This window comes from Sodalis sp. RH15 (genome assembly GCF_047324255.1).
Lineage (GTDB): Bacteria > Pseudomonadota > Gammaproteobacteria > Enterobacterales > Enterobacteriaceae > Acerihabitans > Acerihabitans ligni.
The window spans coordinates 2,505,697-2,532,650 of record NZ_CP178738.1 but is presented as its reverse complement, the minus strand read 5'-3'; the positions used below and the strand labels follow the sequence as shown (position 1 = coordinate 2,532,650).

Here is a 26,954-nt window from a genome sequence, read left to right as displayed (position 1 = left end):
TATATGGTTGAGCAATCAACAGAAAATCTATTAGCTGAACAGAGCCCGGAGAAACTGCAGCGCAATCTCCATAATCGCCATATACAGCTGATTGCCATCGGCGGCGCCATCGGCACCGGACTCTTTATGGGTTCCGGCAAGACCATCAGCCTGGCCGGCCCGTCCATCATTTTCGTCTATCTGATCATCGGCTTTATGCTGTTTTTCGTGATGCGCGCCATGGGGGAACTGCTGCTTTCCAATCTTGAATACAAATCTTTCAGCGATTTCGCCGCCGATTTGCTAGGCCCCTGGGCAGGTTATTTTACCGGCTGGACCTACTGGTTTTGCTGGATAGTCACCGGCATCGCCGATGTGGTGGCCATCAGCGCCTATTTTCAGTTCTGGTTTCCCGATTTTTCAATCTGGATGAGCGCACTGCTGTGCGTTGGGGTGTTTGTCACCTTGAATATCGCCACCGTCAGGCTGTTTGGCGAAATGGAATTTTGGTTTGCCATTATTAAAATCGTGGCGATAGTCGCCCTGATTGTCGCCGGCTTCGTGCTGGCGGCCCTGCATTATCCCTCACATGCCGGCGATACGGCGGCCCTGTCCAATCTCTGGCGGCATGGCGGTCTGTTTCCTAAAGGTCTCAGCGGCTTTTTTGCCGGTTTCCAAATCGCGGTTTTTGCCTTTGTGGGTATCGAGCTGGTGGGAACCACCGCGGCGGAAACCCGCGATCCGCACAAGGTATTGCCGCGCGCCATTAACGCCATCCCTCTGCGCGTCATTATGTTTTATGTGCTGGCGCTGATAGCCATTATGGCGGTAACGCCCTGGGACAGCATCGCGCCGGATCATAGCCCGTTTGTGTCCATGTTCATGTTGACGGGGCTGCCTGCCGCCGCCGGCGTGGTGAACTTTGTCGTGCTGACCTCGGCGGCCTCTTCGGCCAACAGCGGCATGTTTTCCACCAGCCGCATGCTCTACGGCCTGGCGGAACAGGGGTCGGCCCATCGCCGTTTTGCCCATCTGTCGCGCCGCGCCGTGCCCACCAACGGTCTGATGTTTTCCTGCCTTTGCCTGTTAGCTGGCGTGGCCCTGATTTACCTGATTCCCAACGTCATGACGGTCTTCACCCTGGTGACCACGGTGTCGGCAATACTGTTTATGTTCATCTGGACCATTATCCTTTGCTCTTACCTCGCTTATCGTAGGAAATACCCGGAACGGCATCGGCAATCGCGCTTTAAAATGCCGCTGGGTAAAGGGATGTGCTGGGTATGCATGGCGTTTTTTGTGTTTGTCCTGATCCTGCTGGCGCTCCAGGAAGATACCCGGGAAGCCTTGCTGGTCACGCCGCTCTGGTTCATTATCCTGGCCGCCGGCTGGGGGCTGAGAGGCAAAAAAGCGGCGTAATGCACGCCGGCGGGCCGCGTATTGTTCATACATGCTCTAGACGAGGATATTATGAAGAGACTGACGGGAAAGTGTTTGTGCAAAGATATCCTTTTTTCGGTGATGCTGAATGAATACGGGTATGCCCCTGAAATCAGGCCAACGCAATAAGCTCGCGCTGCTGGGCCGGGGAGAGCGCCGGGCCGGAAGCCGCCGCCGCGTTTTCCGCCATGTTCTTGGGATTGCCGGTACCCGGTATCCCACAGGTTATGGCCGGATTGGCCAATATAAATTTCAGCGCCAATTGTGCCCATGAAACGGCCCCCGCCTCCCCGGCCCAGCCGGGCAATGGCGTTGAAGCCAGGCGGCGCAGCAGGCCTCCGCCGCCGAAGGGGGTATTGCAGATGACGGCCACGCCTTTATCCCGGGCCAGCGGCAACAGCCGCTTTTCGGCGGCGCGGTCATCCAGTGCATAATTGATCTGCAGGAAGTCCAGAGGCGTGGTATTCAGCACTGATTCAAGGGCATCGTAGGCCGAGGAGGAATAATGCGTGACGCCGATATAGCGGATGCGGCCGGCCGCTTTCATGTCGCGCAGCGTCGGCAGGTGCGTCCGCCAATCCAGCAGATTGTGAATCTGCATCAAATCAATGATGTCGGTTTGCAGCAACCGGAAAGAATCATTCATCTGCCGGATACCGGCCTCCCGGCCGGAGGTCCACACCTTGGTGGCGATAAACGCCGCTGGGCGGGGGTGCCGTTCGCTTAATAGCGCCCCCACCGTGCGCTCCGCCAGACCATACATGGGGGAACTGTCGATAACCGTGCCGCCCGCGGCGAACAGCGCATCCAGCACCGCCGGAAGCCGGGCATAATCGGCGCCGCCGGGACTGACATCGAAACCGCGATAAGTACCGAGGCCGATAACCGGCAGCGCCTCGCCGGAAGAGGGTATTATTCGGGTCGGCATGGTTTTTCCTCCGGGTAAAGGTTGCCCGCCGGCGGCGGCCGATGCGCCGACGGAGACAACACTGCCCCCCAGGACGCCGCAGGCTGCCCATGCGGCCCCCAGGCGCAACATCCGGCGGCGGGATAAGGATATCATCGCCGGCCGGACGGGTTGCTGCAGCGCATAACTGGAAAACCGGGCCGTTTTTTCATTGAACCCCCCCGCCCCGCTGTCGGCCCAACGGCCTGAAGAATGATAATCCTACCTATAAAATAGCCGACAATGCCCCCTCAGCCAAGGCGATATGTTGTGGTCCGCGTGCCGTTGATATAAAGAGGGCGATCCTCGCCGGCGGGCAGTTGAAGCGTCAAGACATCCCAGGCCGGGCGGTAATCTCCCTCTTGCTGGAAACGGATATCTATCCGGTCAGCCTTGCTGTGCATTTCCCAGCGCAGGCAAAGGGCATGCCCGTCCCGCCAGCCGAAGCTCTCTCCGTCATCCTCATACAGCAGCCCGGTACCTGAGCCGATGCCCGACAGGGGGAAAAGCGCCAGCCGGCGCCGGTCATCCGCCGCGCTGTCCTGGCAGTGATAATGGCCGGAAAGGGGAATCGCCGCGCCGGCCCGCACCAGCAGCGGCAGGCGTTCAAGGGGGGCATCCAGCACAATCTCCTGCCCGCCGGTGAAGTACTGTCCGCTATGCCAATCGTACCAGCCGCACTGATTGTCGGGCAGGTAGACCCTGCGCCGACGCGCCCCCGGATCGACAACGCTTGCCACCAGCAGGTCTCGCCCCAGCATGAAATCGTCGGTTTCCGCAAAGGTACGTTCATCCTGTTCATGATCGAGAAACGTCGGGCGCAGCATCGGCTCATCTTCACTGCAGGCCAGCCAGAACAGGGTATAAAGATATGGCATCAACCGGTAGCGCAAGCGAATGGCTTCGCGTACCGCCGGGGTGGCCGCCGGATACATCCAGGGTTCGTTGACGGTGCCGTCATCGTTCCAGGAGTGAATGGTAAAGCGCGGGTGCATCACGCCGTTTTGCACCCAGCGGACGAACAGCTCCGCATCCGGCCGTTCGCCGGAAAAACCGCCGACGTCGTGACCGACGTTATATAACCCGGACAGGCTCATCCCGATGCCCATGCGGGTATTGAAACGCAGGGTTTGCCAGCTGGTGCGATTATCTCCGCTCCAGGTCTGTACATAGCGCTGCATTCCCCCACAGCCGGAACGGGAGATCAAATAGGGCCGTTTATCCGGCGCGAACCGCAGCTGTGCCTCAAACGACGCCCGCATCATCAGCAGCGGCATCACCGGCCGGATGTGCTTGATGGCGATTTCCCGGCCAAATCCATGGCAGCGGGCTTCCCCGTCCCACAGTTCATACTCGTTGTTGTCATTCCACGTAGCATCGATGCCCATGTCCAGCAGCTGTTGCCGGACATTTTTTTGCCACCAGGCGACCGTGTCGGGATTGGTAAAATCCAGGCTGGCCCCCTCGTCATCCCAGAAAACCGAGCGCGCCGGGCCGTCAGACTGCGAATCGCGGATAAACAGCCCTTGCGCCGCCGCTTCGTCGTACTGCGGATGATCCAGCAGCAGGCAGGGTTTGATATTGGCCGCCAGTTTCAGCCCCGCCTGATGGAACGCACGGGTCATATCCCGGGGCCGGGGAAATTTTTCAAGGTTCCAATTGAAGACATAACGCTTGTCATTAATAGAGGTATAGCCGGAGGAAAGCTGAAACGAATCACAGGGGATAGCGTGTTCCCGGCACAGCGCGATAAATTTCATCAGTTGCCGCTGGGCATCCGGCGCGTCGGTATAATGCATGGTGGACCCGCTGTAACCGAGGCTCCATTTCGGACCAAACAGGGTTTTACCGGTCAGCCGCACGAATGCCTTGGTGACATCCAGCACGCGCGGTCCAAGGAACAGGTAATAGTCAAGATCCCCCGCCTCGGCGCGATAGCGGCGGTAAGCCGGATGATAATTATCCAGTTCATTGCCCAAATCAAACCAGCTGCTGCTGAGGTTATCGTAGAAAACCCCGAAACTGGCATCGCTGCGCTGGGTGATGGTGAAAGGGATATGCTTGTACAGAGGATCGGTTGAGGCGGCGTTATAGCCCATGGCATCCAGATTGCGCATTTCATAACGCCTGCCGAGGCGATTGAGGTCGCCGGCCTTTTCTCCCAGTCCGTAATAACGTTCCTGCCCATGGCGCCGCTGGTAATGTTCAATGCCGTCGCCGTGGGCATTGAGCAGATAGGCCCCGGTGGGACGATCGGCGGCCAGCGGCATCCACCGGTCCTGCAGGCGGTATTCCCACTCCAGCCATAGCGGCTGATGTACCGTCACCCTGAGGGTCTGGGTACAAACGCGCAGCGTATCGCCGTCCTGCTCAAGCTGATAGCCCGGCCGGGAGAAATCGCCGACATATTCGCGCTCGCGTCCTTCCCAGGGGACGTCCTGCTTTGGCGCGATACTCCAGGTGCGATCCAGCGCCAGCGTGCCCTGCCGTTTGATCAACACCCGGAACAGGCCGTTTTCCAGCACATACAGGCGAAAAATATGCAGAAAGTCCACCTTAAGCTCAACGAACGCATCGGTTTGCCGCGACAGTATCCAGTTCTTCAATGTTTTCATGTCATTTTGTTCCTTTTACGTCAGGCCGGCACGCCGGCGCGGCGCTGCGCAATAAACATCACCAGAAAAATAGCGCCAATCAGGTCAAAAAAGCCCATGGCAATAAAAAGCGGTTTAAAACCGAAGGTATCGGCGGTAACGCCGATAATCAGGGAAAAGGCGAAACTGGCCACCCAGGCGCATGAACCCCGCATGCCGTTTACCGTCGCCATTTGTCCCTTGTCGAACGTTTCCACCACCAGCGCGCTGAGCATGCAGGAGATAACCTGATGGCCGAAACCGCCCACCGAGATAAGCAAAATAGCCAGCCAAGGGGTTTGCACCAGCGTCATCAACGCCAGCGACAACATCAGAAACGCGCCGGTCATTGAGCTGGCCACCACCGAATTAATGCGGGTGCAGCCAAATAAACGGATATAGAGATGGGTGAGATAACCGCTGGCGATACTGCCTAAATCGGCGGCGAGAAACGGCATCCAGGCAAACAGGGCAATTTGTTTGAGATCCATGCCCCGTTCGTTCGCCAGGTAGAGCGGCACCCAGAAGCTCAAGACCCCCCAGGCGGGTTCCGCCAGAAACGCGGGAATGGCGATGCCGTAGAAACGTCTGTCCTTTGAGATATTTTTCATTGACCGCCAAAACGGCTGCCTGACGGGGACGGGATCGTTATCCTGCAGGATGAAGGCGCGCTCGCTTTCGGTCAGGTTAGGATGCGTGGCCGGCGATTGATACAGCCACCACCAAAGCCCCACCCACAGCAGGGCCAGACAGCCCGACAGGAAGAAAGCGCCGTGCCAGCCGAAAGAGGCGTGGGCGGCATAGATAATCGGCGGCGCCAGCATAGCCCCGATGGAAAACCCGACGCCGGCCCAACCCGCCGCCACCGGGCGCTCGTTTTTCGGAAACCAGTCGCCGATGGCCTTGGCATTGGCGGGAGTGGCCGCTGCTTCCGACGCCCCCATAAAAAAGCGCAGCACCGCCAGTTGAATCCAACTGCCGGCTCCGGCATGCAGCAAACACATCAACGCCCAAATTACAGCACAAATCAAAAAACCCAATTTCAGGCCGATCACATCAATGAGCCAGCCGCAAAACGGCTGAAAAATGGTGTAGGCCAATTGAAAAGCGGCAACGATCCACGAATATTGCTCGGTGGTCATATGCAGGGAATTTTTTAATTCAGGAGCAAGTATTCCCAGGGCATTACGCGTGATGTAATTAACGGTAACCCCGAGCAGAAATAAGGCCAGCATCCACCAGCGTAAATGTTTTACCGCCCGTTTACCTGCCTGGGTTACCGCTTTGGAATGATTAACGAGACTCATGACTTCCTCTACGTATCGGTTGGCTATCATCCCGACAGTAAAAGAGCCAAAAATGCGAGTCTATGCCGTTTTTTGCAAAAATTTTCATGACATAATAAATAAAGCGTTCTATTTCCCCGCGGGCCTGCTAAAAAACGGCAAATAAGCTCATGAAAATTTTTGCATGGGCAAATATGATGAAGATCACAAAATGAAAGAAAAATTAAATATCACCGCCCTGGCCCGTGAAACGGGGCTTTCCATCAGCACCGTTTCACGGGTTTTGGCGGGAAAGGCCAATACCAGCGCCACGGCGCGCAGTCGGGTATTGGCGGCCGCCCGCCAAAAAGGCGTGATGAACGAACTGTCGAACGGCCGGCTGCTGCTGAACGGATTGCTGGTCTTTGCTCCGCCCCGCGCCTTCGACGTGCGCACCGATATTTTTTATTACAAGGTCATCCAGGGCATCAGCCAGGCGCTGACGCAGCACGAGGTACGATTGCGCTATTGCGGACTGGAGGAAAACGACAGCGACGCCGCGCTGTTTCTGGAAAAAATGAGCCTGCCGGAAACCGAGGCCGCGCTGATTATCGGCATTGACGACCCCAGAATACATACCTTAGCGGCCGAGCTGCATAAGCCCTGCGTGCTGATTAACTGTCGTGACCGCCGTATGAGGCTGCCCTCGGTTTCGCCCCATCATCAGCTCATCGGCGAATTTTCAATAAATTATCTGTTCGAGCAGGGGCATTGCAATATCCTGACGCTGCATTGCCTGCGACGCTACACCATGGAACTGCGAATGTACGGTGTGCGGGAGGCCTGGAACATGCGCAATCTCGCTTTCAGCGAAGAACGGCATCAGCTTATAGCGCAAGGTTTCGGCGCCGCGGAATCCGAGCGCCTGATGAGCGCCTTTTTGTCGTCCTGCCCGCCTTCGGAGCGGCCGAGCGCTATCCTCGCCGGCGGGGACTTTATGGCGGTAGGGGCGATGAATGCGTTGCAGAAGGCCGGCTTACGCGTGCCCCAGGATGTATCAGTGATGAGCATGGACGGTTTCAACCTCGCCGCCATCCATGATATTCCCCTTACCTCAGTGCATGTGCCGCGGGACGAGCTGGGCGCAGAGGCCGTCAGAATGCTCCAGCAGCGACTGCTACGGCCTGACGCCCCGGTGGGTAGCCTATTGCTGAACGGCACGCTGATAATCAGGGACTCCGTACGCCGGATCCGTGGTCGTAAAAACTACTGTGCGGTGGATCGGGAGGGCTTATATGATTAACGGATTTGAACCGGCGGTTCAGTACAGCCCATTGTACTCGCTGCTTAAAAAGCCGTGCGCAATCTCACAGAATTGATCTGTGACCATCCCATTATTTTGCCGAAATAGCCATTTTTGATATTGCTCACATAATTTAACCCCCCGCAAGACAACACTGATTCCATTACACAAGACCGGAGTCCAGCATAATGGAAAACAGCAAAGTCCCGGCGTTGACACGCGCCATTGATATCCTGAATGTTATTGCCCGGCGCGGCCCCTGCTCCGCCGCCGATATTATCGCCGAGCTGGGACTGCCTAAAAGCACCACGTATTTAATATTGGCTGAATTAAAAAGGCAGCGTTTTATTGCGCTTGATGTTCGTGATAATTATTGCCTGTGGACTAAATTGGTGGAATTGTCCGAGCAGGCGCTTGGCAAAATGGATTTACGGGATATCGCCAAACAGCGGCTGACGGAATTAATGGAAGATACCGGATTATTATGCCACCTGGGTATTATCGACGATCAGAATGCCTATTATATTTTAAAAATAGAATCTACTTCCACCATTAGCGTCCGATCCCATGAAGGCAAAAGTCTCTCCCTGTATCGCTCCGGAATAGGCAAATGTTTGCTGGCCTGGCAGGACGAGCGCCAGCAGCAGAAGATCATGAATAATATCCGGTTCATCAGCAAAACCCCCAGCACGATTATTACCCTGGCCGCCCTTAAAAAAGAGCTGGACGGCATCCGCCGCCAGGGATGGAGCTTTGACAACGGCGAGGATTACGCCGATGTGCGCTGCGTGGCCGCGCCGGTATTCAATGCCCGCAATGAATTGGCCGCCGCCATCTCGGTGGTGGGAACCGGCCAACAAATCACGACGGATAACCGCGATCTGCTGGCCGGCAAAGCCATTGCCTGCGCCAAAGATATTTCCCGGCGGCTGGGCTGGAAAAGCCCCTTCGAACGCAAGGCTTCCTAACCCCTTTTAAGGAGACATTCTCATGATCCTACCGAAAATCAAACATGTCCGCGCCTGGTTTACCGGCGGCGCAACCGCGGCCAAAGGCGCCGGCGGCGGCGATTACCACGACCAGGTCGGTCAGCACTGGATTGACGACCATATCGCCACGCCGATGAGCAAATATAAGGAGTATGAACAATCCAGGCAGTCGTTCGGCATTAACGTGCTGGGCACGCTGGTGGTGGAGGTGGAAGCGGATAACGGCCAGACCGGCTTTGCGGTTTCCACCGCCGGCGAAATGGGCTGTTTTATCGTGGAAAAGCATCTGAACCGTTTTATCGAGGGGAAATGCGTCAGCGACATTAAGCTTATCCACGACCAGATGCTCAATGCCACCCTCTATTATGCCGGTTCCGGCGGCCTGGTCATGAATACCATTTCCTGCGTCGATCTGGCGCTGTGGGATCTTTTCGGCAAAGTGGCCGATCTGCCGGTATATAAGCTGCTGGGCGGCGCGGTCCGCGATGAAATACGGTTCTACGCCACCGGCGCCAGGCCCGATCTGGCGCAGCAGATGGGCTTTATCGGCGGTAAGATGCCGACCCATCGCGGGCCCCATGACGGCGATGCCGGGATACGCCAGGATGCGGCCATGGTGGCGGAATACCGCGAGAAATGCGGTCCGGACTTCTGGCTGATGCTGGATTGCTGGATGAGCCAGGACGTCAATTACGCCACCAAACTGGCCTACGCCTGCGCCCCTTACAACCTGAAATGGATCGAGGAGTGCCTGCCGCCGCAGCAGTTTGAAGGCTACCGGGAGTTAAAGCGCAACGCGCCGCCGGGAATGATGGTCAGCAGCGGCGAACACCACGGTACGTTGCAATCATTCCGGACCCTGGCGGAAACCGGCATCGATATCATGCAGCCCGATGTGGGCTGGTGCGGCGGCCTGACGACGCTGATTGAAATCGCCGCCATCGCCAAATCCCGCGGCCAGCTGGTGGTGCCCCATGGCTCATCGGTCTATTCCCACCATGCGGTTATCACCTTTACCAATACGCCCTTCAGCGAATTTCTGATGACCAGCCCGGACTGCGCCACGCTGCGGCCGCAATTTGATCCGATTCTGCTTAATGAACCGGTGCCTGAAAACGGCCGTATGCATAAATCAGTGCTGGATAAACCCGGTTTTGGCGTTGAGCTTAACCGCGAATGTAATTTGCAGCGGCCTTATACCCATTAATGGCGATATATACCCGACATACTTCAAGTTGAAGGTGCGTAGGCTTTCCCGCAACTCGAATTATTGAGGGTATAAGACCTTGGCCGGTAATGTTTATTTGCCGGCCAAGATAATAACGAAAACCCTCCGCACAGGAAGACACGGCCATGAATACGCTCCTTGAAAGCGCGATAAAAAAGAACCGCGCCAGATTAATTCCTTTTATGCTGGCGCTGTATATATTGGCTTTTCTGGATAGATCGAATATCGGCTTCGCCAAAGAAACCTATCAGCTCGACACGGGGCTCAGTAATGAGGCCTATGCGCTGGGAGCCGGCATATTCTTCGTGGTCTATGCAATTCTGGGCGTGCCCGCCAATTTATTGATGCGTAAATTCGGCGCCCGCAGCTGGATTGGCGGCACGACGCTTATTTGGGGATTGTTATCCGCCGCCATGGGGTTTGCCGATAGCGAAACCAAGTTCCTGGTGGTGCGCACGCTCTTGGGAGCGGCCGAAGCCGGTTTTTTCCCCGGTATGATTTATCTGACGTCCCAGTGGTTTCCGCAAAGTAACCGCGCGGGCATTATGGGACTGTTTTATATGGGTGCGCCTTTGGCGTTGACCCTCGGCTCCCCTTTATCGGGGGCGCTGCTGGAAATGCACGGTTTCATGGGCCGGCCAGGCTGGTTCTGGATGTTTATGATTGAAGGAATATTGGCGGTGATCGCCGGCATATTCACCTTCTTCTACCTGGACGACACCCCCGCCGCCGCGCGCTTTTTAACGCCGCAGGAAAAACAGACGCTGCAAACCCAATTGGAAAGCGAGGAGAAAAACAAAACCGCCACCCATTTGCGCGATGCCGTCATCCACGGCCGGGTTTGGCAACTGGCCCTGATCTATATGACCATCCAGATTGCGGTTTACGGCCTGATTTTCTTCCTTCCCAGCCAGGTGGCGCAACTGATGGGCACCAAAGTGGGTTTTGTCGCCTCCCTGGTCACCGCCATCCCCTGGATAGCCGCCCTGTTCGGCACCTGGTACATCCCGCGTTATTCCGATAAAACCGGCGAACGCCGCCTGATTGCGGCAGCGACCCTGCTCTGCGCCGGGCTGGGCATCGGCATCTCCGGGCTGGTCAGCCCGCTGGCGGCCATTATTGCGCTCTGCGTGGCCGCCATCGGCTGCATTGCCGTACAACCGGTGTTCTGGACCATGCCGACCCAGCTTTTGTCCGGCACCGCGCTGGCGGCGGGCATCGGTTTTGTCAATCTGTTCGGCGCCGTGGGAGGCTTTCTGGCCCCGCTTATCCGAGTGAAGGCGGAATCCGGTTTCGGCAACGGCGCGGCGGGCCTGTTGACGCTGGCGGCCATTGCCATTGTGGGCGCGCTGGGCATCCTGACGCTGAAAGTGGCCACGACCAAACCGGGCATCAATACCGCCAATAACCTCTCCAGTAAATAACCGCTAGTAAGGATTTTACATGAAAGATATTTTAGCCAACGCCTTTAAAGCCGGATTACGGCGCGGGGAAGTCCAGATAGGACTCTGGTTAAGCAGCACCAGCGCCTATATGGCGGAAATCGCCGCCACGTCCTCTTACGACTGGCTGTTGATTGACGGCGAGCACGCGCCGAACACCGTGCAGGATTTATATCATCAGCTGCAGGCCATCGCCGCCTATGACAGCCAGCCGGTTATACGCCCGGTGGAAGGCCAGCGTGCGCTAATAAAGCAGGTGCTGGATATCGGCGCCAGAACCTTGCTTATCCCCATGGTGGATACGGCGCAACAGGCGCGGGATGTGGTGGCGGCCACCCGCTATCCGCCGGACGGGACGCGCGGCGTGGGGGCGGGGGTGGCCCGCGCCGCCCGCTGGGGACGGGTGGATGCTTATATGAAAAGAGCAAATGATGAGCTCTGCCTGCTGATTCAGGTGGAAAGCAAGGCCGCGCTGGATAATCTGGATGAGATTCTGGCGGTGGAAGGTATCGACGGCGTGTTCATCGGACCGGCGGATCTGTCCGCTTCCCTGGGCTACCCGGACAATGCCGGGCATCCCGCCGTGCAGCGCATTATCGAAGACAGCATCCGGCGCATCCGCCAGGCCGGCAAAGCCGCCGGTTTCCTGGCGGTGGATGTGGACATGGCGCGCAAAAGCATCCAATGGGGCGCCAATTTCGTGGCGGTCGGGGTGGATACCATGCTGTATACCGAGGCCCTGGACCGGCGCCTGGCGCAGTTCCGCCCGAAAGCGGCGGATGAACCGGCGGCCAAAGGCGGCTATTAGAAGCCGGGTGTCCGAGCCGCGGTGCCGGGATTATGCTCCTTGCCAGACAGATGACGGCCCCCTGCTTTCGGGGCCGGATGAGCCTCTCCTTAACAAAGTTCCCACGTCAAGATTATCCCGATAAAGGCGCGGAATCCGCGTTCCTTCTCGGTTACCGCCGAGATAAAGGCTGCGGCGGCCGGCATTGACACGTTGCAGCGATAAGCCGGCGCGGGCCGGCAGACGGCCCAGGGACATGGTCAGGCATGAAATAGCTGACTCGAGTTAGCGAATACGTTACACTTTTTCTACGATGACATTTCAGGATCGCATTATTCATGGTAAAAACGGTCGAGCAGATTGCCACGGCGTTACATCTCTCCATTACCACCATTCGCCTGGTGCTGAACGGTAAGGCTGAGCAGTATCGTATCAGCGCCAAAACCCAGGAACGTATCCATAACTATGTGGCCGAGTTCGGCTACAAGGTCAACCACACGGCCCGCAGCCTGAAACTGAATAAAACCGATACGCTGGGACTGATTGTGCCGCGCCTGTCCAATCTGTTTTTTTCCACCCTGGCGGAGAAGCTGGAAATACGCTGCCGTGACGCCGGGTACCAGTTGATGATCGGCTGCACATACAGCGACGCCCGCCATGAAAATAAACTGGTGGAGGCGCTGCTGCAGCGCAATGTGGACGGTCTGTTTGTCGTGCCTTCATCCCTTCAGTCGCAGAATCACCATGCCAAACTGGTGGAAAAACGGCCATTGGTGCTGCTGGACCGCGACTTTGGCGAGACGGGGGTCGCATTGGTGGTGAGTGACAATTGCCAGGGCGCCGAGCAGCTCACCCGCGTCATGATGGCTGCCAACGGGTCGGCGCCGCTCTATTTTCTGGCGGGAGATACGGAACAGCCGGCGATTAAAATGCGTTTGCAGGGTTACCGGCGGGTCATGGGCGAAAACCCCGGCCAATGGATACTGGAGGCCGACCATAACCGCCAGGAGGACGGGAGCTTGATGATGCGACAGTTTTTTCAGCGGCACCATCGGGCGCCCCAGGGTTTTATCGCCTCCTCGCTGCCGATACTGGAAGGCGCGCTCAGCGTTTTGCGTGAACAATACGGCTACATACCGGCGGAAATCAATATCGGTACCTTTGACGAACATGCCATGCTGGGGTTTTTATCCAACAATGTCTGGTCGATGCGGCAAAATGAGGATGCCTGGGCCGAACACGCGTTTACCGCGATGCAAACCGCGCTGAGCGGTGAAGCGCCGCCGTCGGGTAAAGTGATGATCCCCATGACGATGATCCATCGCCAACGGGCGTTTGCCGGCGAATAATCGCCATAACCGGGACGGGGGATGGATTGGCCGTCATCGCCGGTTGGCGGCATGTTTATCCGGGTATCACGCCGCTGGATTCGGACGCAAACTCGCCGAACAGGGGATCCCACTCGGAAATGGTCAAACTGACGATGAGCCGTTGGATCGAAAAAGGATCTTTTTCAATAAGGGCCTCCACTTCCTTACGGGAATCAGCTTTGAATATGAGAAACCCGGTGCGCAGCGGTGAATTTTTCACCGGGCCGGAGGCACGGAGAACGCCCGTTTGAACCAGCGTTTGCAGATAGGCTATATGGGCGGGAAGACGTTTTTTCCAACCATCGCCGTCGGGGTGCGTCATGGTCACGATAAAAAAGGGCATTGCGATAGGCTCCTGATCGTATGTTAAGACCCAAGGGTTACCGGACAAGAATATAGGATAAAGGTATGGATGCCTGCTGTTTGTTCATTATTTTAACAAAAGCGATTTACATCCGATGGTTATCCTGAAGACAATTCCCCACCCCGGAACTTCCCTTGTCATCACGGCCATGGTTAAACTGGTGGCCGCCACGTTGAAAAACTTGCGGCGCGGATTCTTTTAGGCTCGAATACAGGGAATGGCCATCCGGACCGTTTCATCGAAGAAATCATGGATGCGTTTTTCGGTTTACCGTTCTCACAAGCGCGACTGAAGGTATAAATGGGTGACAACAGCAGTAACGAGAAGCTTAGGGGCAAACACCCTACGGAAGAAATTATTTACCAGCGCCTGGTTAATGCCATTATCGATAAACGGCTTCGCCCCGGCCAGCATCTTAACGAGGTGAAGCTGGCGGAAAGCTACAATATTCCCCGTTCACGGGTACGGCGGGTGCTGGAACGGCTGCGGGACGAGGACGTGGTGGAAATCCGCCTGCATCATGGCGCTTTTGTTTGCCGCCCGACGGTGGAAGACGCCAAATATGTCTTCGAAGCGCGTCGCCACCTGGAGGATGTGGTCATCAGCCTGGTGTGCGAACGGGCCACCGCCGAGGATATAGAATCGCTGCGGGCGCTGCTGGTGCAGGAACGGTCCGCCTTTGAAGCCCATCGCAACGACGTTAACCGCATGGCGGCCGAGTTCCATATCCTGCTGGCGCACATTGCGCGCAATCCGGTGATCGAACGCATGGTCGGGCTGCTCATCCAGCGGTGCATTCTGGTGCAATCGGTTTATGAAACCAAGGAGGGGGTGCTCTGCCTGACCAATGAACATGCGGATCTGGTGGATAGCCTGGCCGTGGGCGATATCGGCGGCGCCCAGGAAAAAATGCACCATCATTTCGATCATATTATTTCCAGTCTCGATCTGAGCGAAGCCCGCCGCAGCGACATCGATATCTACGACTTTATCTGACCGGGTATAACCGGGCAATCGGGACGGCGGCCCTGGCTGGGCAACGACCGGCGGGCCGTCCGCCGCCGGGTGCGCCTTTTGCTCGCTCCATGGCTTGCCTCTTGCCCGCCGGCTGGTTCATCCCCGTTCCACGGCCTTGATGCATCGTCCTGCCACGCCATATCCGCATCTTGCTCTTAGCCGCTTTTTTAGCCATTCAGGCGCAACGCGGGCGCTTTTATAGTGCATCGCGTTCGGCTTCGCCGTCCCCCATTCCTGGCTATTTTTTATTTAATTAATTGTTTTTATTTGTTTTTATCTAAAAATCGGTCGGCATTTAAAAAGTGGCGGAAAAATTGCACACATTAATGTCTGCATTTATTCGTTACCCATCACAGGAGCCCCATCCATGCAAACCCATGATCTGGTGATCCGTCATGCCCGGGCCGTCACGGCCAGCGATATCTTCCACTGCGACATCGGCATCAGCGACGGCCGCATTACCACTCTGGGGCAACGCCTGCCGGCCGGCACGCAGGAAATCGACGCCGCCGGACGTTTCGTCACGCCCGGCGGCATCGACAGCCATGTGCATCTGGATCAGCCTACCGGCGACGGTTCGGTTATGGCGGACGACTTTGCCAGCGGCTCGCGCTCGGCCGCCTGTGGCGGCACCACGACCCTTATTCCGTTCGCCTGCCAGCAAAAAGGCGGCAGCTTGCGGGACGCGGTGGAAGACTACCATCGGCGCGCCGGTACCGATAAGGCGCTTGTCGATTATGCCTTCCATATGATTATCACCGATCCGACGCCCGCCGTGCTCAACGAGGAGCTACCCCGGCTTATCCAGGAGGGTTACTCCTCATTCAAACTCTATATGAGCTACGCCGCCCTGATGCTCAACGATCGGCAAATCCTGGACGTGCTGGCGCTGGCCCGCCGGGAGCACGCCATGGTCATGCTGCATGCGGAAAATCATGACTGCATAGGCTGGCTCACCGAACAACTGCTGGCGGCCGGTCTTACCGCCCCGCGCTTTCACGCCGCATCCCGTCCCCGGCTGATTGAACGTGAAGCGGCGCACCGCGCCATCTCCCTGGCGGAGCTGGTAGACGTGCCCATTCTGCTGGTGCATGTCTCGGCCGGGGAAACCATCGAGCAAATCCGCTGGGCCCAGGGCAAGGGCCTGAACGTATATGGCGAAACCTGCCCGCAGTACCTGTTCCTGACCCGTGAATCCCTCGGGCTGGGCGACGATTTCGAGGGGGCCAAATGCATCTGCAGCCCTCCGCCCCGGGATAAGGGCAGCCAGGAAGCGGTGTGGCGCGGCCTGGCCAACGGCACCTTTTCGGTATTTTCTTCGGATCATGCGCCCTTTCGCTTCGCGGGCGCCGACGGTAAGCGGGCCCATGGGGATAACCCCGGTTTTCATCAGGTGGCGAACGGCATACCCGGCGTGGAAACGCGCATGGCGCTGCTATGGTCCGAAGGAGTCTGCCGCCGGCGCATTACGCCGCAGCGTTTTGTGGAGCTGACCGCCACCAACGCCGCCAAGCTGTATGGCCTTTATCCCCGGAAAGGCAGTATCGCCGTGGGCGCCGATGCGGATCTGGTTATTTGGGATCAGGACAAAAAGGTCACGGTCACCAACGAGATGCTGCACCACAACGTGGATTATACCCCGTACGAAGGCATGGAATTGTCGGCATGGCCGGCCATGACGCTATCCCGGGGCGAGGTGGTATGGGACGGCTCCCCACGGGGAACGCCGGGACGCGGCCAATTTTTGCGCTGCGATCGTCCGCTGCTGCCCGGAGCCGATGACAGCGATCGCGGATATACCGATTATGCCCCGCTGTTCGACAGATAGGGTCGGATCGCCGGTTGCGGCGAAAGGGTTGCCGGCGCTGCGCATACCCAAAATGGGGCAACGCGCACCGAAATCGCGCGGCCCGGACCGGTATGCCCCCCTGATTTCAATCGGTAACCCGCTGATTTTAAACCGTTGCGGGAAGACGGCACTCTTGGCCCGGCAATTGCTTTATTATTGTACCAATAATTGCATGCAATATTGCAGACAAAAAATGAGGTTATCATGTCCGCTGACGCAAAACCCTATCCGCCGCGTGATTTAATCGGCTATGGCAATCGCCGGCCTTCGGGGCGCTGGCAAAATGGCGCCCGTCTCGCCATCAATGTCGTGGTGAATTATGAAGAGGGTTCCGAACGCTCATTCGCCATGGGCGATGGCGATCAGGAACCGATGACCGAATGGGGCAGCTACGCCTTTCCCGCCGATATCCGCAATATGGCCATGGAATCCATGTATGAATACGGTTCCCGGGTCGGGGTATGGCGCATTCTGGAAGCGCTGGATGCCGCGGCCGTGCCCAGCACTTTTTTCGCCTGCGCCCTGGCCTTTGAACAGAATCCCGACGTGGCCCGCGCGGTGGTAAACAACGGCCACGAGGTTTGCAGCCATGGCTACCGCTGGGAAGAGGTGTTCCGGCTAACCCGCGAACAGGAAAAACACCACATCGACCTTGCCGTCGCCTCGTTCGAAAAAACCTGTGGTAAACGCCCGGTAGGCTGGTACTGCCGTTATGGCGCCAGTATCCATACCCGCGAACTGATTAGCGAGGAAGGGGGTTTCCTGTATGACTCCGACGCCTATAACGACGACATCCCTTTTTTTGTCGATGTCAAAGGCCAGTCGCGGCTGGTACTGCCCTATACCTGCGATGTCAATGATATCCGCTTCTGGAATTCCCCCGGCTTGATCCAGGCGGAAGATTTTTTCCAGTACATGAAAGAGAGCTTCGAGGTGCTGTACGCCGAGGCGGCACAGGGCCCGCGCATGTTGTCAATCGGCCTGCATCCCCGGATGGTGGGCCGTCCCGGGCGGATCCGCGCCCTGAAGCGGTTTTTCGATTATGCCGGCCAGTATAGCGATGTCTGGTTTACCACCCGTGAAGCCATTGCCCTGGACTGGCTGGCCCGTCAAGGCTCCGCGGATGCGTAACATCATTGCGCTGCCCATAACCCCGGCCCTCTTCGCCCCGTTCGGCATCCTGCTGTCGACGGACGGGCTGCGGGCGGAGCACCGGCACAACGCACCACGAAGCCAGACCTGCATCGAAACCCTGTGGGCGCCGGCGCAACCGGGTCATTGCGACATCCAACGGATGGAAAGGCACGGGTTTTCCACCCAGACCTTCTTTCCGCTGGATGTGAGCCGGTACCTGGTGGTGGTGTGTCCCGGCGGCGACGGGGATCGGCCGGATACCGCCCGCGCCCTGGCGTTCGTCGTGGACGGGCGCATGGCTCTCCAATACCACCGGGGAACCTGGCACTGCAATATGGCGGCCCTGGACCGGCCGGGGCTGTTTGCCAATCTGGTGCAGAAAAACCACGGCGAGGATGATTGCACCGTTATCACTGTCCCCCCCTTTCGGGTGACGTTACCGAGCTGACCGCTCACGGCAAGGCCCAACGGTCTCTCAACCCATTGTTTAGCCGTTTTACGACTGAGGGAAAGTAACATGACCATTTTGAACAAGCATTCATCCATCCTGTCGGCCGCCGCGCTGCTCTGGCTGGCCTGCGCCGGACCGGCAAACGCGCAAACGGCGGCTGAAACGCTGCTGGTGGGCGGGCCGCGCACGCCGGAATCGCTGGATCAGGAATACCCGCCCACCGAGGCCGGACACGAAGCACGCCGCAATATCTTTGAACGTCTGCTGGCCTACGGCAGTAAAACCGACCCGGCCAGCGGCGCACGGGTGGAGGATTTCAGTAAAATCGAAGGGGACCTGGCGGAAAGCTACGCGCTGTCGCCGGATCATCAATCCATAACCTTCCATCTGCGTAAAGGGGTGAAAAGCGCCGCCGGCAATGAAATGACCGCCGACGATGTGATGTGGACCTTCGAACGGGGCTGGAATATGAAAGCCACCTTCTATTGGTATATGACCCAGATACTGAAGGTGGCCGATTTCAGTTCATTCCAGAAAGTGGACGCCTATACCGTCAAGGTGAGCATCCCCCATCCGTCGCTGTTGCTGGATCGCCTGTGGGTCAATAACGATTTGGGCATCATCGACAGCAAGGATATCAAAAAGCACCTGACCGCCGAGGATCCCTGGGGCGCCCGCTACCTCTCCTCCCATTCCGCGTCCTTCGCCCCTTACTTTATCAGCCGCTTCGCGCCGGGCCAGGAAGTGGTGTATGAGGCTAATCCCTACTACTTCCGCGGTCCCGCCGCCATCAAGCGCGTGGTATTTCGTGAAATGCCCACCTCGTCCAACCGCCTGGCGGCGCTACAGGCCGGTTCCATCGACGTGGCGGAATGGCTGACGCCTAGAGAGATAAGTCTGGCGGACAAGATACCCACGGTAAAAGTATGGAAGGTTTACGGCAATTACACCCACCGGCTGGAAATGAACAACAATACGCCGCCGTTCGATAAGGTGGAAGTCCGGCAAGCCATGAACTACCTGGTACAGCGGCCCGAGCTGGAACAAAGCGTATACATGGGTACCGCCCGTCCCACCAAGAGCCCGGTGGCGGAGATCTACCCGGCCTATACCGGCGACTATTTCCCCTACACCTTCGATGTGCAAAAAGCCAAGGCGCTGCTGGCCAAGGCCGGCTATCCCAACGGTTTCAAGACCCAAATCGGCTACCGCACCGGCGAGCCCATCGAAGAACAACTGGCGGTGGCGCTGAAATCCACCTTCGCCCAGGCCAATATCGACGCCCAGTTGGTGAATTTGCCCTCTTCCAGCCTGGTGGAACGTTATTCCAAAGGCCAGATGCCGATGTTTTTCATCCGCGATATGGCAATCGTGCCGGACGCGGCCTACGGCGCCAATTTGTTTATCAATAGTAAATCCATGGTCAACTACTCGCACTACAAAAACCCGCAGGTGGACCAGATGATCGATAACGCGTTGATCTCCACCGATAACGCCGCCCGCGATGCGGATATGAAAAAAGTGCAGCGGACCGTGATTGAAGAAGCGCCCTGGGTTTTCCTGTTCAATCCCGGCTATCAGCTGGCGGTGAGCAAAAAAGTGACCGGCTTCTCCTGGTATACCCCCAACAGCAATAGTTGGTACGACTTTCGCAAGGATTAACCAGCGTTAAGCGGGCCCGGCGCTGCGCTGGCGCGCCGGGATGTTTTTTATATTGCAGAAGGTGCAGGTGATGCTTGCCACTATTCAGAAACAGTGGGATATCCTCCCGCGTTGGCTGCAGATTATCCTGGGGCGACTGGTGCTGGTGGTGCCGCAGATGTTCGGGGTGCTGCTGGTGACGTTTTTCCTGATCCGGCTGTTGCCCGGCGATCCGGCGGTGCTGCTGCTGGGCAATATGGCGACCCCGGAAGCGGTGGCGCAGCTGCGTGACCGGCTGGGATTGAATCACAGCATATGGGTCCAGTTCGCCGACTATGTGCGGCATATTTTCCAGGGCGATCTCGGCATCTCTATTTTTACCTCCAACCCGGTTACCGTCGATTTGCTCGACCGGGCGCCGGCCACCCTTGAGCTGATAGGTTATGCCCTGGTGCTGATGGTGGTGGTGGCCATCGCGCTGGCCATCGCATCCGTGGTGTGGCGCGGCGGCTTTATCGATCTCTTTGCCCGCGTATACGGTCTGGCGGCCGGGGCGATACCGGATTTCTGGATCGGCCTGCTGCTGATCTTCTTTTTCTACAGCGTGCTGGGCTGGGCCGCGCCGCCGTTCGGCCGCCTGGACGCCATCCTTTCGCCGCCGCCCTACGTGACCGGTTTTTATACCATCGACAGCCTGCTGGCCGGCTCACTGGAAACATTCCGTTCCAGCGTCGGCCGGCTGATCCTGCCGGTTATCACCGTGGCGGTGGTGAACGCCGGCGCGCTGATGAAAATGACCCACAGCGTGTTTTCGGGCGTATGGCGCAGCGAATTCGTACAGCACGGCCGCGCCAGCGGCCTGTCGGAAGCGCAGCTGGTGCGCATGGCGCTGCGCAACAGCCTGCCGCCCATTATCACCATTGTCGGTTTCATCACCGGCTTCCTGCTCGGTTCGGCGGTGCTGGTGGAGACCATTTTCTCCTGGGGCGGCCTGGGACAATATGCGGTACAAGCGGTGATCAACAGCGACTACCCGGCCCTGCAGGGGTTTATCCTGGTGGCCGCGGTGTTTGTACTGCTGGTTTACCTGGCGGTGGATATTCTGTATGAACTGGCCGATCCGAGGATTCGCACATGAGACGCCTTCTTTTCATCCTGCACCGCCCGGCGGCCCTGTTTGGCCTGCTGCTGATGGTATTGCAGATCGTACTTATCCTGTTTGCTCCGCTGCTGATGCCGTTCGACCCCATGCAGGCCGATCCGCTGGCCAGCCTGCAGGCGCCCTCGGCCGCGCACTGGTTCGGCACCGACATCAACGGCATGGACGTGCTGTCGCGCGTTATCTATGCCACGCGCATTAATCTGCTGATAAGCGTTGTCTCGGTGTTTATCGCTTTTGTCGTCGGCGTGCCCCTAGGACTGCTTATCGGTTATTACCGCAACCCTTTTTCCCATTTTGCCATGCGGGTTTTCGATTTTATCCAGTCTTTCCCGATCTTTGTGCTGGGCATGGCGCTGGTATCGGTCACCGGCCAGGAAATCTGGAACGTGGCCATTGTGCTGGCGGTACTGTTTATTCCGGTCTTCGCCCGGCTGATCCGGGCCGAAGTGCTGTCGCTGCGCGATCGTCCGTTTGTGGCGGCGGCCCGCTGCAGCGGCGCCGGCGACCGTCATATCATGTTTTCCCATTTACTGCCCAACGCCATGCTGCCGGCCATGATCCAGGTTTCCATTTCCATCGGCATGGCGATCCTGCTGACCGCCGGACTGTCGTTCGTCGGCGCGGGGGTGCGGATGCCCACCCCCGAATGGGGGCTGATGGTGGCCGGCGGCGCACAGCAGATGATCCTGGGGGTATGGTGGGTTTCGCTGTTTCCAGGCGTGGCCATTGTCTTTTCGGTGCTGAGTTTCGCCCTGCTGGGAGACGCAATCCGCGATTGGCTTGATCCCCATAAAGTCCGCCGCAGCGGCAGCCTCGGCGGCAAGGGGATTGCAAAAGCCGTTCCTCTGCCGGAAGAGACCCGGCAGGCCGCGCCCCGGCAAAAAGCGCACCGCCCGACGGAGGCCCTCCATGATTCGTCGCCAAACTGATAACCCGGCGGTCATGACCGTTGAAGACCTGACCGTGACCATCGGCGCAGCGCCGTCCGCCGATACCGTCCTGGACGGCGTCAGCTTTGAATTGCTGCCCAACGAAATACTGGGTATCGTCGGCGAAACCGGCGCCGGTAAATCGATGCTGGCCCGGGCCCTGATGAACCTGCTGCCGGAGGGGGCCGTACAGCGCGCCGGTCGTATCGCTCTTGGCGGCAAGACCATCGGGGAGATGAGCCCCCGGGAACGGCAAAAAGTGCGCGGCGGCAACATCGCCCTGATAGGCACCAACGCCAAGGCGCTGCTGGATCCGGTACAGACGGTAGGCCGGCAGATCGTGCGGGTCTTGCAGCGTCATCGTCCGCAGCCGAAGGCCGATGCCTGGCAAACCATGGTAAACCTGCTGACGGAAGTGGGCATTGTCGATCCCGCCAACCGGGCCAACGCTTACCCCCATGAGCTCTCGGGCGGGATGGCGCAACGGGTGGTTATCGCCATGGCGCTGGTGGCTGAGCCGGCCATTTTGCTGGCCGACGATGCCACCCTGGGCCTGGATGCCACGGTATCGGTCCAGGTATTGGATATGCTGGTATCGCGCTGCAAGGCCCGCGGCCTGTCGGTGGTGCTGATAACCCACGACCTGGGCATTATCGCCCATTACTGCCAGCGGGTGGCCATTATGCGCCGGGGACGCTTCGTGGAAATCGACGACGTCAACCGTTTCCTGGCCGGCCCGGCCCTGCCCTACAGCCAGGCATTGCTGGCCGCCGCCCTGGCCCGCCCGTTGCCGGCCACGCACCGGGACAGCGGCGATCGGCGCCCGCTGCTGGAAGTCACCGGGCTGGTCAAACTGTTCCCGGGCAAACGGCCGGGGCAAACGGTACGCGCGGTGGACAATGTCTCGTTTGTTATAGAGCGCGGCCAGACCTTGGCGCTGGTGGGTGAAAGCGGCTCCGGCAAAACCACCATCGGACAATGCCTTATACAGCTACTGCCCATGACAAGCGGTATCGTGACCTTTGACGGCCAGCATATCAGCGCCATGGAGCCCAGGCTGTTCCGGCCGCTGCGCAAGCGTATCCAAATGGTATTCCAGGAACCCTACGTAGCGCTCAATCCCCGTTGGCAGGTACGCCGTCTGATGGATGAACCACTGCGTATGCTGGAAAACCTGTCGGCGCGGCAGCGGCGGGAACGGGTCGCCCAGGGATTGGACCTGGTCAATCTGCCGGCCCATTACGCCGAATGGTATCCCCATGAACTCAGCGCCGGCGAGCAAAAACGGGTGGGCATCGCCCGCGCCCTCATCTCCCGGCCCGATTTTGTGATTTTTGACGAACCCACCACCGCCCTGGATATCCGGGTACGGGCGCAGATTATAGATCTTATCCGCGAACTGCAGTCCAGGATGCATCTCACCGCGCTGTTTATCACCCACGATCTCAACTCGGTGCGGTCGCTGGCCCACCACGTGGCGGTCATGAACAAAGGCCGCATCGTGGAACAGGGTCCGGTGGACACCATCTTCAACGCGCCCGCCGATCCCTATACCCTCAAGCTGCTGTCGGCGGAACTGTCCATCGAGGGTAAACCACCGGCGGCAGTACCGCTGCCGTCTTCCGGCGAGACTTTATCATGACTGACGAATCCATCCTGATCACCGGTGCCAACGGTCTGATTGGCCGGCATCTGCTCAACCGCCTGGTACGGGAAGGCCGGCGGGCAATCGGTATCGATCTGGCCGCCCGTGACGCCCCGGATCGGGTGTTGGTCTGCGATATTACCGATATCCATCGCCTTTACAGCCTGGCCCGGCAATATTCGCTGACCGATATTATCCATTGCGGCGCCATCTCGGGTCCGATGGTAATGCTGGACAACCCTTACGGCATTATCCGCGCCAATGTCGACGGCACCGCCAATATCATGGAAATGGCCCGCGTCATGGGCCTGCGCCGCCTGGTGTTCTGTTCCTCCACCAGCGCCTATGGCCCCACCGACGATACCGGCGCGGGGATCACCGAACGGGCGCCGCTGCGCCCCGGCAGCGTCTACGGCGCCAGCAAGGTGGCCTGCGAGCAGCTATTGGCCGCCTACCGCCGTCAGCACGGCCAGGACAATGTCGCCATCCGGCTGTCCTGGGTCTATGGCCCCGGCCGTACCACCGATTGCGTTATCCGCTCCCTGATTACCGCCGTACTGCGGCGCCAGGCGGTGGAGTGGCCGTGGGGCGCCGATTTCCACCGCCAGTATATTTATGTGGACGACGCGGCTTCGGCGCTGCTGGCGGCGCTGGATGCCCCCCGCTGCCCCGACGGCGTTTATACCGCTACCGGAGGCAGCTACCTGACCCTGGCCGAGGTGGCGGAAACCGTACAGCAGGTGTTGGGACAGGGGCAGATCCGGTTCGCCGACGGACCCGACCCCCTGGATGATGTCCAGCACCGTTTTGATATTTCCGCCATCGCCGACGGGCTGGGATTCGTTCCCCATTATTCATTGTCACAGGGCATCCGTGCCTATGCCGACTGGCTGGCACCGCTGATATCACAGGAGATACACCCATGAATGTCTTTAGTCTTGAAGGACGCCGTGCGCTGGTGACCGGCGGCAGCCGCGGCATCGGAGCCGAGATCGTCGCGCTTTTCGCCGAACAGGGCGCCAGCGTGGGGTATTGCCAGTACGGCGACGACGACAATGCACTCGCCCTGGCGGAAAATATGGCGCGGCGCGGCCTGCCGGTAGTCCACACCCGTTGCGACGTCGCCGACGAAGACCAGGTCGCGGCCATGGGCCGCTGGGCCGGCGAAACGCTGGGGGAGGTGGATATTCTGGTCAACTGCGCCGGCATCGGCGGTGATTTGCTGTTCCATGAGCTTAGCGTCGCGGCTTTCGATCGCATGATTGCCGTTCACATGCGCGGGACCTTCCTGGTGACCCGCACGTTTTTCCAGGGCATGATCGACCGGCGCTGGGGCCGGGTGATTAATTTTTCCTCGCAGTTGGCGTTTAAAGGCGCACCCGGCCAGGCCCACTATTGCGCGGCCAAGGGCGCGATAGTGGGTTTCACCAGGGCCTTATCCTATGAAGGCGCGCCCCATGGCGTCACGGTGAACGCCATCGCGCCCGGGCCGGTGGAAACCGATATGCTGATGGGATTGTCCGACGCATGGCGCGCCATGAAACAGGCGCAGCTTCCCATCGGCCGTTTCGGTTTTCCCCGGGAAATCGCGCCCACCGCCCTGCTGTTGGCTTCCGAAGCCGGTTCCTATTATGTGGGGCAAAACCTCTCCCCCAACGGCGGCGATGTGATGATCTGAAACAGGGTCCGCCGCGGAGGAACGTGGGTGTCTAACGCGTGAGGGAGAGATTAAAAAGCCGGCCAATAGAGGCTATTGGCCGCAGACTGCTGACAAACGTACTCGGCGTTGATAAGGAGGGACAGGCTGCCAGAAGAGTAAACCGTCCGCGCCAGGGATGGCGCGGATCGAGCCTCCAGGGATGGATTCACGGCGTGTTTACGATCTGGTAGCCTGCCCCGACCGGACACTTTGTCAACAAACCCCGGCCAATAGAGGCTATTGGCCGGCTCCGCTGTGAAGGTGGCGGGACTGTTAACGGACGGGTTAAAACTCGGCGTTGATATCCACCACCGACACCAGCTTGTGGTTAACGAACTCCTTGATGCCGAGCCCGATAAGCTCGCGTCCATAGCCGGAGCGCCGAACGCCGCCGAACGGCAGGTCCGCTTTCACCCGGGTGGGATGGTTGATATAAACCATGCCGGTGGAGAATTTCCGCGCCAATTCCGCCCCATGCTTGGCATCAGCGGTAAATATCGAGCCGCCCAGGCCGAAGGGGGAATCATTGGCGATGCGCAGGGCATCGTCCTCGTCTTTGGCGCGAAAGATCATGGAGACCGGGCCGAAATATTCCATGGAATAGGCCGGGTTATCCTCCGCCACGTTGGTCAGGATGGTGGGCTGGACAAACGCGCCCTGTGCAGGGACCTTCGGGCCGACTTCCGTGGCGGTAGCGCCATGTTCCACCGCCAGCCGGATTTTTTGTTTCACCTCATCGGCGGCTTCCTGCGACGACAAGGGCGCCAGGGTGGTGTTTTCCAGCAGGGGATCGCCGGCGCGCAGCGCCGCCACGCCTTCGGTATAGCGGGTCAGAAAATCATCATAGACGTCGTCAACCACGATCATGCGTTTAGATGAAACACACACCTGGCCGCCGTTCCAATGCCGTCCGAAGACCGCCCATTTTACCGTAGGCTCCATGTCGGCATCCGCCAGGACAATAAAGGCATCCGCCCCGCCCAGTTCAAGGGTGGATTTTTTCAGTGCCTTCGCCGCCTGCTGGGCCACCAGCGCGCCGGCGCCTTCCGAGCCCGTCAGCGCCACGCCCTGGACATGGGGATGGTTAAGGATAAGCTCGATCTGCGAGCGGGTGGCATACAGATTGGTAAACGCGCCGTCCGGCAATCCCGCTTCATGCATAAGCTGCTCAAAAATAGCCGCCGCCTGGGGAACGTTGGAGGCGTGTTTCAGCAGCAGGGTATTCCCGGCTGAAAGCTGCGGCGCAATGATACGGGCTATCTGGTAATAGGGGAAATTCCAGGGTTCGATGGCCAGCAGCACGCCCAGCGGCTCATGATAAACCACCGACTCCGCTTCTTCGGGTTTCGCTACGGTGAGTTTTTCCGGTTCCAGCAGGGTTTCGGCATTGTTGGCGTAAAACTCGAAAATTTGCGCCGACAGTTCCACTTCGGCTTTCGCCTCGGACAGTATCTTCCCCATTTCCAGGGTCAAGATTTTGGCGTAACGCTCGCTGTTGTCGCGCAGAATATCCGCGGCGCGCTGCATGATTTTACTACGCGCCTGGAAAGACTGGTCTTTCCAGGAGAGAAAAGCTTTGTGCGCATGCTCTATAGCAGTCAACACTTCTTCATCGGTTGCGTCGGGAAAGGTTTTCACTACCTGGCCGGTAAACGGATTCTTGGTTGCATAAGCCATTACT

Annotated in this window: 22 protein-coding genes; 17 read left to right on the top strand and 5 right to left on the bottom strand. The window is 58.6% G+C overall.

What is annotated here, in order from left to right; genetic code table 11:
- Positions 1–3 precede the first annotated feature (3 nt).
- Positions 4–1,398, top strand: a complete 1,395-nt coding sequence (gene cycA / locus ACL2XO_RS11760) for a D-serine/D-alanine/glycine transporter (RefSeq protein ID WP_203521931.1) — start codon at positions 4–6, stop codon at positions 1,396–1,398.
- Positions 1,399–1,531: 133 nt separating this feature from the next.
- Here cycA and ACL2XO_RS11755 read toward each other — a convergent pair whose 3' ends face one another.
- The 3 genes from ACL2XO_RS11755 to ACL2XO_RS11745 form a co-directional block, all read right to left on the bottom strand.
- Positions 1,532–2,482, bottom strand: a complete 951-nt coding sequence (locus tag ACL2XO_RS11755) for an aldo/keto reductase (protein WP_413742764.1) — start codon at positions 2,480–2,482, stop codon at positions 1,532–1,534.
- Between the two features lie 134 nt (positions 2,483–2,616).
- Positions 2,617–4,980 carry a TIM-barrel domain-containing protein gene (locus ACL2XO_RS11750; RefSeq protein ID WP_413724022.1) on the bottom strand — a complete coding sequence of 788 codons (2,364 nt, stop codon included), beginning with the start codon at positions 4,978–4,980 and terminating at the stop codon, positions 2,617–2,619.
- Between the two features lie 20 nt (positions 4,981–5,000).
- Positions 5,001–6,305 carry an MFS transporter gene (locus tag ACL2XO_RS11745; RefSeq protein WP_413724021.1) on the bottom strand — a complete coding sequence of 435 codons (1,305 nt, stop codon included), beginning with the start codon at positions 6,303–6,305 and terminating at the stop codon, positions 5,001–5,003.
- Positions 6,306–6,495: 190 nt separating this feature from the next.
- On the opposite strand from ACL2XO_RS11745, the gene ACL2XO_RS11740 reads away from it, so the two are divergent.
- From ACL2XO_RS11740 to ACL2XO_RS11715, 6 genes are all read left to right on the top strand, one after another.
- Complete coding sequence (locus ACL2XO_RS11740) at positions 6,496–7,566, top strand: LacI family DNA-binding transcriptional regulator (protein ID WP_413724020.1); 1,071 nt, start codon at positions 6,496–6,498, stop codon at positions 7,564–7,566.
- A gap of 185 nt (positions 7,567–7,751) precedes the next feature.
- Positions 7,752–8,534, top strand: a complete 783-nt coding sequence (locus tag ACL2XO_RS11735) for an IclR family transcriptional regulator (protein ID WP_132922241.1) — start codon at positions 7,752–7,754, stop codon at positions 8,532–8,534.
- Positions 8,535–8,556: 22 nt separating this feature from the next.
- Positions 8,557–9,762: an L-rhamnonate dehydratase gene (gene rhmD, locus ACL2XO_RS11730; RefSeq protein ID WP_413742763.1), complete on the top strand. Its 1,206-nt coding sequence runs from the start codon at positions 8,557–8,559 to the stop codon at positions 9,760–9,762.
- Positions 9,763–9,908: 146 nt separating this feature from the next.
- Complete coding sequence (locus ACL2XO_RS11725; protein WP_203521937.1) at positions 9,909–11,207, top strand: MFS transporter; 1,299 nt, start codon at positions 9,909–9,911, stop codon at positions 11,205–11,207.
- A 19-nt stretch (positions 11,208–11,226) separates the two neighbouring features.
- Entirely contained in the window at positions 11,227–12,033 is an 807-nt protein-coding gene (yfaU, locus tag ACL2XO_RS11720; RefSeq protein ID WP_413742762.1) for a 2-keto-3-deoxy-L-rhamnonate aldolase, read from the top strand.
- 317 nt (positions 12,034–12,350) lie between these two features.
- Complete coding sequence (locus ACL2XO_RS11715; RefSeq protein WP_413742761.1) at positions 12,351–13,361, top strand: LacI family DNA-binding transcriptional regulator; 1,011 nt, start codon at positions 12,351–12,353, stop codon at positions 13,359–13,361.
- A gap of 55 nt (positions 13,362–13,416) precedes the next feature.
- Here the strand turns inward: ACL2XO_RS11715 and ACL2XO_RS11710 are convergent, their stop codons facing one another.
- Positions 13,417–13,725 (bottom strand): YciI family protein, encoded by a 309-nt coding sequence (locus ACL2XO_RS11710; protein WP_132922247.1) that lies wholly within the window; start codon positions 13,723–13,725, stop codon positions 13,417–13,419.
- A 321-nt stretch (positions 13,726–14,046) separates the two neighbouring features.
- Between ACL2XO_RS11710 and ACL2XO_RS11705 the strand changes: the two genes are divergently transcribed.
- The 10 genes from ACL2XO_RS11705 to ACL2XO_RS11660 all read left to right on the top strand — a co-directional run bounded on the left by ACL2XO_RS11705 (position 14,047) and on the right by ACL2XO_RS11660 (position 25,252).
- Entirely contained in the window at positions 14,047–14,742 is a 696-nt protein-coding gene (locus ACL2XO_RS11705) for a GntR family transcriptional regulator (RefSeq protein WP_132922248.1), read from the top strand.
- Between the two features lie 388 nt (positions 14,743–15,130).
- Complete coding sequence (hydA, locus tag ACL2XO_RS11700) at positions 15,131–16,591, top strand: dihydropyrimidinase (RefSeq protein ID WP_132922249.1); 1,461 nt, start codon at positions 15,131–15,133, stop codon at positions 16,589–16,591.
- A gap of 225 nt (positions 16,592–16,816) precedes the next feature.
- Entirely contained in the window at positions 16,817–17,743 is a 927-nt protein-coding gene (locus ACL2XO_RS11695; protein ID WP_413742760.1) for a polysaccharide deacetylase family protein, read from the top strand.
- On the top strand, positions 17,736–18,194 hold the full coding sequence (locus ACL2XO_RS11690) for an ureidoglycolate lyase (RefSeq protein ID WP_413742759.1): 459 nt from the start codon (positions 17,736–17,738) through the stop codon (positions 18,192–18,194). The genes ACL2XO_RS11695 and ACL2XO_RS11690 overlap by 8 nt, the downstream gene beginning before the upstream one ends.
- Before the next feature lie 69 nt (positions 18,195–18,263).
- The gene (locus ACL2XO_RS11685) at positions 18,264–19,859 is read left to right on the top strand and encodes an ABC transporter substrate-binding protein (RefSeq protein WP_132922251.1); all 1,596 of its coding nucleotides are present in this window, start codon (positions 18,264–18,266) and stop codon (positions 19,857–19,859) included.
- A gap of 70 nt (positions 19,860–19,929) precedes the next feature.
- Complete coding sequence (locus tag ACL2XO_RS11680) at positions 19,930–20,976, top strand: ABC transporter permease (protein WP_203521949.1); 1,047 nt, start codon at positions 19,930–19,932, stop codon at positions 20,974–20,976.
- Complete coding sequence (locus ACL2XO_RS11675) at positions 20,973–21,929, top strand: ABC transporter permease (protein WP_413724015.1); 957 nt, start codon at positions 20,973–20,975, stop codon at positions 21,927–21,929. Before ACL2XO_RS11680 ends, ACL2XO_RS11675 begins: the two co-directional genes overlap by 4 nt.
- Entirely contained in the window at positions 21,910–23,571 is a 1,662-nt protein-coding gene (locus tag ACL2XO_RS11670; protein WP_413724014.1) for an ATP-binding cassette domain-containing protein, read from the top strand. The genes ACL2XO_RS11675 and ACL2XO_RS11670 overlap by 20 nt, the downstream gene beginning before the upstream one ends.
- Positions 23,568–24,500: an NAD-dependent epimerase/dehydratase family protein gene (locus ACL2XO_RS11665; RefSeq protein ID WP_413742758.1), complete on the top strand. Its 933-nt coding sequence runs from the start codon at positions 23,568–23,570 to the stop codon at positions 24,498–24,500. The genes ACL2XO_RS11670 and ACL2XO_RS11665 overlap by 4 nt, the downstream gene beginning before the upstream one ends.
- A complete protein-coding gene (locus ACL2XO_RS11660) occupies positions 24,497–25,252 on the top strand; it encodes a 3-oxoacyl-ACP reductase family protein (protein ID WP_132922254.1) in 756 nt (251 codons plus the stop codon). Before ACL2XO_RS11665 ends, ACL2XO_RS11660 begins: the two co-directional genes overlap by 4 nt.
- Before the next feature lie 306 nt (positions 25,253–25,558).
- On the opposite strand, the gene ACL2XO_RS11655 is transcribed toward ACL2XO_RS11660, so the two are convergent.
- Complete coding sequence (locus ACL2XO_RS11655; RefSeq protein ID WP_413742757.1) at positions 25,559–26,950, bottom strand: NAD-dependent succinate-semialdehyde dehydrogenase; 1,392 nt, start codon at positions 26,948–26,950, stop codon at positions 25,559–25,561.
- Positions 26,951–26,954: the final 4 nt, after the last annotated feature.